This is a genomic window from Streptomyces buecherae (genome assembly GCF_014295035.1).
GTDB lineage: Bacteria > Actinomycetota > Actinomycetes > Streptomycetales > Streptomycetaceae > Streptomyces > Streptomyces youssoufiensis.
In genome coordinates, this window is the sequence record NZ_CP060404.1 from 2,455,203 (window position 1) to 2,468,725 (window position 13,523).

Genomic DNA, 13,523 nt, shown 5'->3' on the forward strand with positions numbered 1-13,523 from the left:
CAGCCGCATACATCCATTGGTTCAGAATTCAACTTCTTTAGGTAGAATCAATCACATGGAGACCGAGACCGGCACCAACTGGCTCACCGACGAGGAACAGCGCGCCTGGCGCGCCCACCTGGACGTCAGCCGTCTGCTCATGCACCAGCTCGAACGGGACCTGCAGCCGTTCGGCCTGACGAACAACGACTACGAGATCCTGGTGAACCTCTCGGAGTCCGAGGACCACCGGATGCGGATGAGCGACCTCGCCGCCGCGACCCTCCAGTCCAAGAGCCGCCTCTCCCACCAGATCACCCGGATGGAGAACGCGGGCCTGGTCCGCCGCGAGAACTGCGAGTCGGACCGGCGCGGACTGTACGCGGTCCTCACCGACCGCGGCTGGGAGACGATGCGCGAGGTCGCCCCGCACCACGTCGCCTCGGTGCGGCAGCACTTCATCGACCTGCTCGGTGCCAGCGGGATCGACGCGCTCTACGGCTCCCTCGCGCCCGTCGCGGAGCACCTGCGCACCCGACGCAAGATCGGCTAGGGCTTGCGGTCGGTCCCGTCGGGCAGTCACGCCCGACGGGACCTCGCTCAGCGGGCCGCCGCGAACAGTTCCCGCGCCTGATCGATCGCCCGGCTCAGCGCCGCCGGCTCCGGGCGCAGCCCGGCCACCAGCGCGTCGACGGGCCGCAGCCCCGCCCGCTGGAGCAGCCGCTTCTCGTTGGTGATCCACTCGCCCCGGCCGGCGAGCACGGCGTGCGCGGTGTACGCGGCGGCGGTCGCCAGCGCCCCGGTCACCTCGGTGAGCTGACCCCGCCGGGCGTGCGCGGCGTCGGCGTACGCCAGCGTGTGGGTCGCCCGCTCGCGCCAGACGGGCGGGGCCGCCGCGCGCAGCGCCACCGGGTAGGCGGGGCGGGGCAGGGTGCCGCGCAGCACCCGGTTGTGGGCGAGTTCGGCGACCACCAGATAGCTGGGGACGCCCGCGAGGTGGAACATCAGCGGCTCCCAGCGGAAACGCCCCTGGCGGGCCTCGGCCACCTCGTGCTCGACGGCTTCCAGGTCCCGGTAGTGGACGTCCACGCGGCGCCCGTCCACGGTGAGCCAGGCGCCACCGTTGAAGACGCCGCCGCCCCAGTCGCCGATCCCCGAGACCTCGCCGGGCCAGCCGACGGCGCGCAGGTCGGCCGGGTCGAAGCCGCCGCGGTAGTACACGGCCAGGTCCCAGTCGCTGTCCGGGGTGTGCGAGCCGTCGGCGCGCGAGCCGCCGAGGGTGACGGCCCGCACGGCCGGCAGGGCCGCGAGCCGGTCGGCGACGTGGTCGAGGAAGGCACGGTCGGTGGCGTCGAGGCCGGGGGCGCCGTGGTCGGGGGCGCCGTGGTCGGGGGTGCGGTCACGGGCGTCGTGGTCGGGGGTGTGGCTGTCAGGGGTGTCGTGGTCGGGGAGCGGGGCGTCGGTCATGGTCGTCCGATCGTCGAGGGCGCCGACGGGCGCGAAGGCGGGCTGAGGGGCGAAGGGGCGCGAGGAGGGCGCGGAGGGGCGGCGCTCCCCGCGGCAGCGCGGACACGTCGAGCGGGCGCCGGAGCAGGGCTCGTACGGCGCCGGGGCATCGAGGCGTCTCAACCGTCACTACACGGCACGGACGCTACCGCCCCGGCGCTCAGCCCTCGACCCCGGCCCCCCGCGCGTCCGCCGCCCCGGCCGGGGCCGCGCCGGGCAGCCGCACCTCGAAGCAGGCGCCGCCCGCCGGGGCCTCGCGCACCGTCAGGGTGCCGCCGTGCCGCGCCACCACGTCGCGCGCGATGGCCAGGCCGAGCCCGGCGCCGCCGTCGTCGCGGCTGCGCGCGTCGTCGAGCCGTACGAAACGCTCGAAGATCCGCTCCCGCTCGGCCTCCGGCACGCCGGCCCCGTCGTCGGCGACGGCCAGCACCGCCCACGCGCCCCGGGCGTCGCGCTCTCGCCGCACCGACACCTCGACCGCGTGCTCCGCGTGCCGCTGGGCGTTGTCCAGCAGGTTGCCCAGGACCCGGACGAGCTGCCCGCGCGAGCCGCTGACGTCGATGTCGGCCAGCTCGTCGGCGCGTACGGCGACCCGGTCGCCCACCCGCCGCGCCACCTCCGCGCGCACCAGCTCCGCCAGCGCCACCCGGCCGCGCACCGGCCGCTCCCCCGCGTCCAGGCGGGCCAGCAGCAGCAGGTCGGCCGCCAGGTGCTGGAGCCGCACCACGTCGGCGACCGCGCCCTCGGGGTCCAGCAGTTCCGGGTGGGCCACGCCCACCTCGAGCTGGGTGCGCAGGCTGGCGATCGGGCTGCGGAGTTCGTGCGAGGCGTCCGCGACGAAGCGGCGCTGCCGCTCGACCGAGCCCTCCAGCGCGGCCAGCGTCTCGTTGGTGGTCACCGCCAGGCGCGCCACCTCGTCCCTGGCCTGCGGCTCGGGCACCCGTCGGGACAGGTCGGCGCTGGCGGTGATGGCCGCCATCTCGCGCCGGATGTCCTCCACCGGGCGCAGCGCGCGCCGGGTGACCAGCCAGGTCACGGCCGCGACGACGGCGAGCAGCGCGGGGAGACCGATCAGCATCGCGCGGCGCACGGTGCCCACCGCGTCCCGCTCCGTGGCCAGCGGAGCGCCGGCGTAGACGGTCAGGGACTCGTCCAGCGGGGTGGTCACGCGGACGGCGGCGAACCGGTACTCCCGCCGCTCCCCGTCCACCGTGGCCGAGCCCTCGTGGTGGGTGGCCCCGTCGTGGATCTCGCCCTGCCCGGGCAGCACCTGGTGCGGGCTCTCGCCGCGCTCGATGGCCTCGGCCGCCTCCTCCGCGGCGTCCTCGGCGGCCTCGTCGGCGGCCTCCCGGGCGGCGTCGTCCTCCGGGTCGGCGTCCTCGTCGGCGTCCGCGCGGCCCTCCCCCTGCTCCGGGGTCTCCCGCTCGTCCTGGCCGTCCCGCTCGTCGGGATCGTCGTCGCGCTCCGGGGTACGGCCGGGGGTGGGCCGCGCGGTGGGGTCGGGCTTCGCGGTGGGGGTCGGGGCCGGGCGCTCGGGCGGGGCGACGGCGCGCACGCCGGCGTGACCGGTGCCGGTGATGCGCGTGAGGTCCTCGCTCACGGCCCGTACCCGCCCGTCCTCGTCCACCACCTGCACCGGCGGGTCCTCGTCCAGTTCGAGGGGGGCGCCGGCGGCCAGCCGGGCCGCGACCTCCCGGGCTCGCACGTCCGCCTGGAGGGTGGTCTGCTCCCGCAGGTTGTCCCGGAGCACGCCGAGCACGACGACCCCGGCCAGCACCAGGGCCAGGGCGACCACCACGCTGGCGCCGATGGTGGCCCGCGCCCGGACCGACCCGAGCGCCCCGCGCACGCCCCTAGTCACGGCCCACCAGCCGGTAGCCGGCGCCGCGCACGGTCTCGATCAGCCCGGGGCCCAGCTTGCGGCGCAGCGCGCTGACGTAGACCTCCACGATGTTCGGGTCGCCCTCGTACGCGAAGTCCCACACGTGCTCCAGGATGTCCGCCTTGGAGACCACCTCGCCCGCGCGGACGGCCAGTTGTTCGAGGACCGCGAACTCCCGGGCGGTCAGCGCGATCTCGACGTCCGCGCGCCGCACCCGGTACGCGGCCCGGTCCACCGCCAACTCCCCCACCCGCAGCACCGGGGCCGCGCCGGCGCCGCGCCGGCGCAACAGCGCGCGCACCCGGGCGAGCAGCACGACGTACGAGAACGGCTTGGTCAGGTAGTCGTCGGCGCCGGTGTCCAGGCCCTCGGCCTCGTCGTACTCGCCGTCCTTGGCGGTCAGCATGAGGATCGGCACCTCGTTGCCGGCGGCGCGCAGCGCCGCGCAGACCGCGTAGCCGTTCATGCCCGGCAGCATGATGTCCAGCACGACCAGGTCGTACGTGCCCTCGCCGGCCCGGTGCAGCCCGCTGGTCCCGTCGTGCACCACGTCCACGGCGAAGCCCTCCGCGGTCAGCCCACGGGCCAGGGACAGGGCGAGCCGCTTCTCGTCCTCCACGATCAACAGGCGCATGCGCACAGCCTCGCAAACGGAACCTGAAGAGACCTTCAGCCGCCTTCAGCTCGCGTTCAGCATCGCCGCGCGAGGGTGGGAGACGTCAACGACCGGCCGAGCACCATCCGGGAGGAACCCTCATGAAGCGCAACCTCGCCATCGCCACCGCCGCGGCGGCGGTCCTCATCGGCGGCGGCACCGCGTCGGCGGTGGCCCTGGCCCACGACGGCGACGACGCGCCCGCCAGCCCGACCCGGGCCGCGGACCGCGACGACGCGGACCGGGCCGAGGGCGATGCCGACGACACCCGCGACGACCGGGACGCGCGTGACGACGGCGCCGCGAGCGATGCCGACGACAGCGACGGCGCCGACGACCGGGAGGACGTCGCCGAGGGGCGGGCGCTGCGCGGGGCGGAGGTCACCGTGCGGGAGGCCGTGGACGCCGCGCTCAAGGCCAGGCCCGGCACCGTGGTCGCGGCCGAACTCGACGCGGACGACGGCGCCCGCGCGCTGTGGGACGTGGACATCCTCGGCTCGGACGGCCACTGGTACGAGCTGACGCTGGACGGCGACACCGGCAAGGTCACGCACCAGGGGCGCGACGACGAGGACCACTCGACCGTGTCACGGGAGGCGCTGCGCGGGGCGAAGGTCTCCGCGGCCGACGCGGCACGCGACGCGCTGCGGACCGCGCCCGGCACGGTGACCTCGGTGGAGTTCGGCGACGGCCCACGGCCGTCCTGGGAGGTGGACGTCCTGGCCAAGGGCGACGGTGACGACGAGCGCGAGCTGGACGTGGACCTGACGTCCGGCAAGGCCACCTGGCACGCGGACGACGACGCTGACAACGCTGGCGACCCGGACGGCCCGGACGACACTGACGACACTGACGACGCCGACGACCGCGACGGCTCGGATGGCTCCGACGACTCGGATGGTCCTGACGACTCCGACGACTCCGACGCCTGACGGTCGTCCCACGGGCGCGACGCCACCCGGCGCACGCCCCGCCCGCGCCGGCAACTCTCCGCCAGCGGGCCACCCGTGATGGCCCCTCAGGACCCCCAGGACCCCGCCCACACCCCCGGGGCGGGGCCCTGGGCCGGCGCTCTCGCGCGGGCGTACGCCTCCCGTGCGAGCGTGCGCTTCAAGAGGGGCCGCGCGGGGTGTCCGCCACCCCGCGACGGCCTCGGCGGGCCCCCCGCGACAGCCCGTACGGCGGCCGTACGGCGACCCTGCGGGCGGCCTCACAGCGGCCCCCGCGTCAGCCCTGCGTCAGGCCCGCGACCAGTTCGTCCGCCGCGGCGTACGGGTCCAGTTCGCCGCGCACGATGCGGTCGGCCAGGGCGCTCAACCGGCGGTCGCCGCGCAGGTCGCCGATCCGCTCGCGCAACGCGGTGACCGCGATCGTCTCGACCTCGCGGGCCGCGCGCCGGCTCCTGCGCTCGGCGAGGATGCCGCGCTCCTCCATCCACGCGCGGTGCTTCTCCAGCGCCTCCACGACCTCGTCCACGCCCTCGGCGCGCGCCGCCACCGTCTTCACGATGGGGGGCCGCCAGTCGCCGGCCGCGCGCGCTTCCCCCAGGCCGAGCATGTGGTTCAGCTCGCGCACGGTGGCGTCGGCGCCCTCGCGGTCGGCCTTGTTGACCACGTACACGTCGCCGATCTCCAGGATGCCGGCCTTCGCCGCCTGGATGCCGTCGCCCATGCCGGGCGCGAGCAGCACCACGCTGGTGTCGGCCTGCGAGGCGATCTCCACCTCCGACTGGCCGACGCCCACGGTCTCCACGAGGATCACCTCGCAGCCCGCCGCGTCCAGCACCCGGATCGCCTGCGGCGCCGACCAGGCCAGGCCGCCGAGATGGCCACGGGTGGCCATGGAGCGGATGTAGACGCCGGGGTCGGAGGCGTGGTCGCTCATCCGCACCCGGTCGCCGAGCAGCGCGCCGCCGGAGAACGGCGACGACGGGTCGACAGCCAACACGCCGACCCGCTTGCCGATCTTCCGGTACGCGGTGATCAGCGCCGAGGTCGAGGTGGACTTGCCGACGCCGGGCGAGCCGGTCAGGCCGACGACGTAGGCGTTCCCGGTCAGCGGGGCGAGCGCCGCCATCACCGCGCGCAGCTGCGGGGACGCCCCCTCCACCAGCGAGATCAGCCGGGCCACCGCGCGCGGCCTGCCCTGCCTCGCCTGTTCCACCAGGTCGGGGACGTCCACCATCGTGCCGTTCTCCTTGTCGCGTGTACGGACCGGGCTGCCGGCGCGCTGGTACGGGCCGGGCCGGCGGAGCGGGGTGCGAGCGGGGGCGCCCGCTACTTCTTGGGCACCCGCACGATCAGGGCGTCACCCTGGCCGCCGCCGCCACACAGCGCCGCCGCGCCCACGCCGCCACCGCGCCGCTTGAGTTCGAGGGCCAGGTGCAGCACCAGGCGGGCGCCGGACATGCCGATCGGGTGGCCGAGGGCGATCGCGCCACCGTTGACGTTCACCTTTTCCGCCGAAACTCCGAGGTCCTTCATTGACTGGAAGGCGACGGAGGCGAACGCCTCGTTGATCTCGATCAGGTCGAGGTCGGAGACGGTGAGGCCCTCCTTGCCCAGGGCGTGGTTGATGGCGTTCGAGGGCTGCGACTGGAGCGAGTTGTCCGGCCCCGCGACGTTGCCGTGGGCGCCGATCTCGGCGATCCACTCCAGGCCCAGCTCCTCGGCCCTGGCGCGGCTCATCACGACGACGGCCGCGGCCCCGTCGGAGATCTGCGAGGAGCTGCCGGCGGTGATGGTGCCGGACTTGTCGAACGCCGGGCGCAGCTTGGCCAGGCCCTCGGCGGTGGTGTCCGCGCGGATGCCCTCGTCCTGGCTGAAGACCACCGGCTCGCCCTTGCGCTGCGGGATCTCCACCGGCGTGATCTCGGCCTCGAACAGGCCGTTCTTCTGCGCGGCGGCGGCCCGCTGGTGGGAGCGGGCGGCGATCTCGTCCTGCTCGGGACGGCCGATGCCCAGGCGCGTGTTGTGGTGCTCGGTGGAGGCGCCCATCGCGATGTCGTCGAAGGGGTCGGTGAGCCCGTCGTGCGCCATGGCGTCCAGCATCTGAACGGCGCCGTACTTGAATCCCTCGCGGGACTTCGGCAGCAGGTGCGGGGCGTTGGTCATCGACTCCTGGCCGCCGGCGACGATGATGTCGAACTCGCCGGCGCGGATGAGCTGGTCGGCGAGCGCGATCGCGTCGAGCCCGGAGAGGCAGACCTTGTTGACGGTGAGCGCGGGCACGCTCATCGGGATGCCGGCCTTGACGGCCGCCTGGCGGGCCGGGATCTGCCCGGCACCGGCCTGCAGCACCTGGCCCATGATCACGTATTGCACCTGGTCACCGCCGATGCCGGCGCGGTCGAGCGCGGCCTTGATGGCGAAGCCGCCCAGGTCGGCTCCGGAGAAGGTGCGCAGCGAGCCGAGGAGGCGGCCCATGGGCGTGCGAGCGCCTGCGACGATCACAGAGGTAGTGCCGGTCGTTCCAGTCATGGTGCGGCCCCTTCGGAAGCGTCAGGGATGTTAACGAGGGTTATCCGTCAATGTACTGAGCGGTACGCGACAGGTCATCGGCGCGAGGATGTGATCGCGCGCACGTTGCGTAATCGACCGTGCCGGCGGTGCACTGGGGGCATGCTGACGAGAATCGACCACATCGGGATCGCCTGCTTCGACCTCGACAAGACCGTCGAGTTCTACCGTGCCACGTACGGCTTCGAGGTGTTCCACTCCGAGGTCAACGAGGAGCAGGGCGTACGCGAGGCCATGCTCAAGATCAACGAGACGTCCGACGGCGGCGCCTCCTACCTCCAGCTCCTCGAACCCACCCGCGAGGACTCCGCGGTCGGCAAGTGGCTGGCCAAGAACGGCGAGGGCGTGCACCACATCGCGTTCGGCACCGCCGACGTGGACGCGGACGCCGCGGACATCCGCGACAAGGGCGTGCGTGTCCTCTACGAGCAGCCGCGACGCGGCTCGATGGACTCGCGGATCACCTTCCTGCACCCCAAGGACTGCCACGGTGTGCTGACGGAACTGGTGACCTCCGCCTCCCCCGAGCAGACCGAACACTGACTCACCCCTCCCCAGGCCGGTAGAGTGCAAGCTCGGCCGGGGCGCGGGTTGGGGGCTCGGCCCATGCTACGCCGATGATCTGACACCATTTCTTCGGAAGGGCCAGCCCTGTGCACCACCCGGGACCCGGGGCGGGGCAGGCCACCGACGCGACCAGGGGACGGATGGGACCGCGCAGTGCGGGGCTACGACCGCTACGAGCCTGACGATCACCTTTCGCAGTTCGAAGCCGAGATGGAACGGCTGAAGACCGAGCGAGAGAAGGCCGTCCAGCACGCCGACGACCTCGGCTACCAGGTCGAAGTCCTGCGCGCCAAGCTGCACGAGGCGCGCCGCACCATCGCGTCCCGTCCCGCGTACGACAGCGCCGACCTGGGCTACCAGGCCGAGCAGCTTCTGCGGAACGCCCAGGCGCAGGCCGACCAGCTCCGCGCGGACGCCGAGCGGGAGCTGCGCGACGTGCGCGCGCAGACCCAGCGGCTGCTCCAGGAGCAGGCCGAGCGCCAGTCGCGCCTCGAGGCCGAGCTGCACGCCGAGGCCGTCGCCCGCCGCCAGCGCCTCGACGAGGAGTTGGCGGAGCGGCGCGCCACGGTCGAGTCGCACGTCAACGAGAACGTGGCCTGGGCCGAGCAACTGCGCGCCCGTACCGAGGCCCAGGCCAGGCGGCTGCTCGACGAGTCGCGGGCCGAGGCCGACCAGGCGCTCGCCGCCGCGCGCGCCGAGGCCCAGCGACTGGCGGAGCAGGCCAGGGAGCGGCTGAACGCGGAGGCGGAGAGCGCCCGCTCGGAAGCCGAAGCGATCCTGCGCCGGGCCCGTACCGACGCCGAGCGGCTGCTGACCGCGGCGTCCACGCAGGCCCAGGAGGCCACCGACCACGCCGAGCAGCTCCGCACGAGCACCACCACCGAGGCCGAGCAGGCCCGTCGGCAGGCCACCGAGCTGACCCGCGGCGCCGAGCAGCGCATGCAGGAGGCCGACGCGACGCTGCGTGAGGCGCGCAGCGAGGCCGAGAAGGTGCTGTCCGAGGCCAAGGAGGCGGCGTCGGCGCGGCTTTCGGCCGCCGAGTCGGACAACGAGCAGCGCACCCGTACGGCGAAGGCGGAGATCGCCCGGCTGGTCGGCGAGGCCACCAAGGAGGCCGAGGCGCTGCGGGCCGAGGCCGAGCAGCTTCGGGACGACGCCCGCGCCACGGCGGAGCGGTTGGTCGCCGAGGCGCAGGAGAAGGCGCGCGCCGAGGCGGCCGAGGACGCGGCGGCCCAGTTGGCCAAGGCGGCCCGCACCGCCGAGGAGATGCTGAGCAAGGCCGCCGAGGACGCCAAGGCCGCCACCAAGGCCGCCGCCGCCGAGGCCGAGCGGATCAGGACCGAGGCCGAGCGCGAGGCCGACCAACTGCGCGAGGCCGCGCACGACACGGCCGAGCAGCTCAAGGGCGCGGCCAAGGACGACACCAAGGAGTACCGCGCCAAGACCGTCGAACTCCAGGAGGAGGCCAGGCGGCTGCGCGGTGAGGCCGAGCAGTTGCGGGCCGACGCGGTCGCCGAGGGCGAGAAGATCCGCGGCGAGGCCCGCCGGGACGCGCTCCAGCAGATCGAGGAGGCGGCCAAGACCGCCGAGGAGCTGCTCACCAAGGCCAAGGCGGACGCCGCCGAGAGCCGGGCCAGCGCGAGCGCCGAGGGCGAGCGGGTGCGCACGGAGGCCATCGACCGGGCCACGGCGCTGCGCAAGCAGTCCGAGGAGGCGCTGGAGCGCGCCCGTGGCGAGGCCGAGGACCTGGTGGCCGCCGCCGAGGAGGGCGCCGGCAAGATCAGGTCGGAGGCGGCCGAGGCGGCCCAGCGGCTGCGCGAGGAGGCGGAGCGCACCACCGCCGAGCGGCGCGCGGAGGCCGAGGCGGAGTGGGCGCGGCTGCACGGCGAGGCCGAGCAGCGGGTGGCCGCCGCCGAGGAGGCGCTGCGCGAGGCGCGGGCCGAGGCGGAGCGGCTGCGCCGGGAGACGGCCGAGGAGACCGAGCGGCTGCGGGCCGAGTCGGCCGAGCGGCTGCGAGCCCTCCAGGAGCAGGCCGAGGCGGCGGCCCAGCGGCTGCGCGACGAGGCCACCGCGGACGCGTCCACCGCCCGCGCGGAGGGCGAGGCGGTCGCGGTCCGGCTGCGGAGCGAGGCCGCGACGGAGGCCGAGCGGCTGCGGAGCGAGGCGCAGGAGAAGGCCGACCGGGTGCGCGCGGAGGCCAAGGCCGCCGCCGAGCGGTTGGCCAGCGAGGCGGCCGAGGCGCTGGCCGCCGCCCAGGAGGAGGCGGCCCGGCGGCGCCGGGAGGCCGAGGAGCTGCTCGCCGACGCGCGCGGCGAGGCCGAGCGCGAGCGTGCGCGGGCCCAGGAGCAGAGCGAGGAGTTGCTCGCCTCGGCCCGCAACCGGGTGGCGGAGGCGCAGGCCGAGGCGCAGCGGCTCGGCGACGAGGCCGAGCAGCGGGCGAGCGAGCTGGTCTCCACGGCCGAGCAGACCGCGCAGCAGGTACGGGACGCCGTCGCGGGGCTCCAGGAGCAGACCGAGGCGGAGGTCGCCGGGCTGCGTTCGGCGGCCGAGCACGCGGCCGAGCGGACGCGTACCGAGGCGCAGGGCGAGGCGGACCGGGTGCGCGCCGACGCGTACGCGGAGCGGGAGCGGGCCTCCAGCGACGCGGCGCGGGTGCGCCGGGAGGCGCGCGAGGAGTCCGAGGCCGCCAAGGCGCTGGCGGAGCGCACGGTTACGGAGGCCATCGGCGAGTCGGAGCGGATGCGGGCCGACGCCCGCGAGGAGGCCGACCGGCTGCGGAGCACCGCGGCCCAGCAGGCCGACGCGCTGGTCGCCAAGGCCACGTCCGAGTCCGAGCGGATGGTGGCCGACGCGACCGCCAAGGGTCAGCGGCTGCGTACGGAGGCCGCGGACGCGCTGGCGGCGGCCGAGCAGGACGCCGCGCGGTCGCGCGCCGAGGCCCGTACGGACGCCAACCGGTTGCGCTCGGACGCCGCGCAGCAGGCCGACCGGCTCATCGCCGAGGCGACGAAGGAGGCCGAGAAGCTCGTCGCCGACGCCACCAAGGAGGCCGAGCGGCTGCGGGCCGAGGTGGCGGCCGAGGCCAAGCAGGCGCGCGCGGAGGCGGCGGAGGTCACGGCCGCCGCCCGGCAGGAGGCCGACCGCACGCTGGACGAGGTGCGCAAGGCCGCGGGCCAGCGCCGGACGGAGGCCGCCGCGCAGGCGGACCGGCTGGTGGCCGGGGCGGCCAAGGAGGCCGACAAGCTGCGGGCCGAGGCGGCGGCGACGCTCACCTCGGCGCAGGAGCACGCCACCCGGACCCGGGTCGCCGCGGAGAAGATCAAGTCGCAGGCGCAGGAGGAGTCCGACCGGCTGCTCGCCAAGGCCCGGGTCGAGGCGGAGCGTACGGTGGACGCGGCCCGCGCGGCGGCGGCCAAGCGCCGCGCCGAGGCGGCCGAGCAGGCGGACCAACTCATCGCCGGGGCCCAGGAGGAGGCGCTGCGGGCGGCCACGGCGGCCGAGGAGCAGGCCGACACCATGGTGGGCGCGGCCCGCAAGGAGGCCGAGCGGATCGTCGCCGGGGCCACCGCCGAGGGTAACCAGCGGGTGGAGAAGGCGCGTACGGACGCCAACACGATGCTGACCGAGGCGCGCGGGGACGCGACGGCCATAAGGGAGCGGGCGGAGGAGTTGCGCACCCGGGTCGAGGGCGAGGTCGAGCAGCTCCACGACCGGGCCCGCCGGGAGTCCTCCGAGGCGCTCAAGTCCGCGGGCGAGCGGGCGGACAAGCTCGTCAAGGCCGCCGAGGAACAACTCGCGCAGGCCGAGAAGAAGGTCAAGCAACTGTTGTCGGACGCGAACAGCGAGGCGAGTAAGGTTCGGATCGCCGCGGTGAAGAAGGCCGACGGGTTGATCCGTGAGGCCGAGGCGAAGAAGACCACGGCAGATCGCGACGCCGAACGGGTGCGCGCGGAGGCGGCCGACGAAGCGAAGAAAATGATTGACGACGGCAAGCGGGAACTCGAGTTGCTCGTGCGCCGCCGCAAAGACATCAACGCGGAGATTTCCCGCGTCCAGGACGTGTTGGAAGCCCTCGAATCCTTCGAGGCGCCGACGTCGGGCAGTGGGAGTGGCAAGGACAACGGGGGCGCGAAAACAGTGGCGGGGGCGGGCGCAACTCGTTCAAGTGGCAAGCAGTCTGACGGCTAGCCACTCAAATGAGGGGTCATTCTCCAGATCAAACGGGCAATGACTCGAAGACACGCCGTCCGCACCCCTAGGATTCTCCCTATCACCTCACCGGTCTTCTTTCGACAGGAACCCCATGAGCGACACTTCCTCCCCCTTCGGCTTCGAGCTCGTGCGGCGTGGATACGACCGCGGTCAGGTGGACGACCGCATCAGCAAGCTCGTCGCCGACCGAGACAGCGCCCTGGCACGCATCACCTCCCTGGAGAAGCGCATCGAGGAGCTCCACCTCGAAACGCAGAACGCGCAGGCTCAGGTCAACGACTCCGAGCCGTCGTACGCGGGTCTCGGCGCGCGCGTGGAGAAGATCCTCCGCCTCGCCGAGGAGGAGGCGAAGGACCTGCGCGAGGAGGCCCGCCGGGCCGCCGAGCAGCACCGCGAGCTGGCCGAGTCCGCCGCGCAGCAGGTGCGCAACGACGCGGAGACCTTCGCGGCCGAGCGCAAGGCGAAGGCCGAGGACGACGGCGCGCGGATCGTCGAAAAGGCGAAGTCCGAGGCGAGCACGCTGCGCAGCGAGGCGCAGAAGGACGCGCAGTCCAAGCGCGAGGAGGCGGACTCCCTCTTCGAGGAGACCCGCGCCAAGGCCGCGCAGGCCGCCGCCGACTTCGAGACCAACCTCGCCAAGCGCCGCGAGCAGTCCGAGCGCGACCTGGCCTCGCGTCAGGCGAAGGCGGAGAAGCGGCTCGCGGAGATCGAGCACCGCGCCGAGCAGCTCCGCCTGGAGGCGGAGAAGCTGCGCACGGACGCGGAGCGGCGGGCCCGGCAGACCGTGGAGACCGCGCAGCGCCAGGCCGAGGACATCGTGGCCGACGCCAACGCCAAGGCCGACCGCGTGCGCAGCGAGTCCGAGCGTGAGCTGGCGGCCCTCACCAACCGCCGCGACAGCATCAACGCGCAGCTCACCAACGTCCGCGAGATGCTGGCCACGCTCACCGGCGCGGCCGTGGCCGCCGCCGGCGCCCCCGAGGACGACTCGGCGCAGCGCGGCGTTCCCGCGCAGCAGAGCCGCTGACCTCCGGCCGGGCCGCGGCGTCTCACGGGCCGCGGCCGGGCCCGTCCCGGCGGCGAGCGGTTCGTCGGCGGTCACCGTCCGGTGGGGACGTGGGTGGCCGCGACCGCGGGTGATCGTGGCCCTCGGGCCACGGGCCCGTGGGTCGGTCGGTAGCCGACAGGTGGCCGGCGAGCGGTG

The 13,523-nt window shown here is 74.7% G+C and carries 10 protein-coding genes; 5 read left to right on the forward strand and 5 right to left on the reverse strand.

Annotated elements, in window-relative coordinates; genetic code table 11:
- Positions 1-55 precede the first annotated feature (55 nt).
- Positions 56-532, forward strand: a complete 477-nt coding sequence (locus H7H31_RS09005) for a MarR family winged helix-turn-helix transcriptional regulator (RefSeq protein WP_187061702.1) — start codon at positions 56-58, stop codon at positions 530-532.
- A 47-nt stretch (positions 533-579) separates the two neighbouring features.
- Here H7H31_RS09005 and H7H31_RS09010 read toward each other — a convergent pair whose 3' ends face one another.
- From H7H31_RS09010 to H7H31_RS09020, 3 genes are all read right to left on the reverse strand, one after another.
- Positions 580-1,446, reverse strand: a complete 867-nt coding sequence (locus H7H31_RS09010; protein ID WP_187117854.1) for a nucleotidyltransferase domain-containing protein — start codon at positions 1,444-1,446, stop codon at positions 580-582.
- A 199-nt stretch (positions 1,447-1,645) separates the two neighbouring features.
- Positions 1,646-2,782 carry a sensor histidine kinase gene (locus tag H7H31_RS09015; RefSeq protein WP_408648000.1) on the reverse strand — a complete coding sequence of 379 codons (1,137 nt, stop codon included), beginning with the start codon at positions 2,780-2,782 and terminating at the stop codon, positions 1,646-1,648.
- 556 nt (positions 2,783-3,338) lie between these two features.
- Positions 3,339-4,001 (reverse strand): response regulator transcription factor, encoded by a 663-nt coding sequence (locus H7H31_RS09020; protein WP_187062178.1) that lies wholly within the window; start codon positions 3,999-4,001, stop codon positions 3,339-3,341.
- A 122-nt stretch (positions 4,002-4,123) separates the two neighbouring features.
- Between H7H31_RS09020 and H7H31_RS09025 the strand changes: the two genes are divergently transcribed.
- Positions 4,124-4,954 (forward strand): PepSY domain-containing protein, encoded by an 831-nt coding sequence (locus H7H31_RS09025; RefSeq protein WP_187062179.1) that lies wholly within the window; start codon positions 4,124-4,126, stop codon positions 4,952-4,954.
- 295 nt (positions 4,955-5,249) lie between these two features.
- On the opposite strand, the gene meaB is transcribed toward H7H31_RS09025, so the two are convergent.
- Together meaB and H7H31_RS09035 are read right to left on the reverse strand one after the other, a co-directional pair.
- On the reverse strand, positions 5,250-6,206 hold the full coding sequence (meaB, locus tag H7H31_RS09030; RefSeq protein WP_176164187.1) for a methylmalonyl Co-A mutase-associated GTPase MeaB: 957 nt from the start codon (positions 6,204-6,206) through the stop codon (positions 5,250-5,252).
- Positions 6,207-6,298: 92 nt separating this feature from the next.
- Positions 6,299-7,501 (reverse strand): acetyl-CoA C-acetyltransferase, encoded by a 1,203-nt coding sequence (locus H7H31_RS09035; protein WP_187062180.1) that lies wholly within the window; start codon positions 7,499-7,501, stop codon positions 6,299-6,301.
- A 141-nt stretch (positions 7,502-7,642) separates the two neighbouring features.
- On the opposite strand from H7H31_RS09035, the gene mce reads away from it, so the two are divergent.
- The 3 genes from mce (at position 7,643) to H7H31_RS09050 (ending at position 13,346) form a co-directional block, all read left to right on the forward strand.
- Positions 7,643-8,083, forward strand: a complete 441-nt coding sequence (mce, locus tag H7H31_RS09040) for a methylmalonyl-CoA epimerase (RefSeq protein ID WP_176164185.1) — start codon at positions 7,643-7,645, stop codon at positions 8,081-8,083.
- Between the two features lie 234 nt (positions 8,084-8,317).
- Complete coding sequence (scy, locus tag H7H31_RS09045) at positions 8,318-12,295, forward strand: polarized growth protein Scy (protein WP_222625151.1); 3,978 nt, start codon at positions 8,318-8,320, stop codon at positions 12,293-12,295.
- Between the two features lie 115 nt (positions 12,296-12,410).
- Positions 12,411-13,346 carry a coiled-coil domain-containing protein gene (locus tag H7H31_RS09050; protein WP_187062182.1) on the forward strand — a complete coding sequence of 312 codons (936 nt, stop codon included), beginning with the start codon at positions 12,411-12,413 and terminating at the stop codon, positions 13,344-13,346.
- Positions 13,347-13,523: the final 177 nt, after the last annotated feature.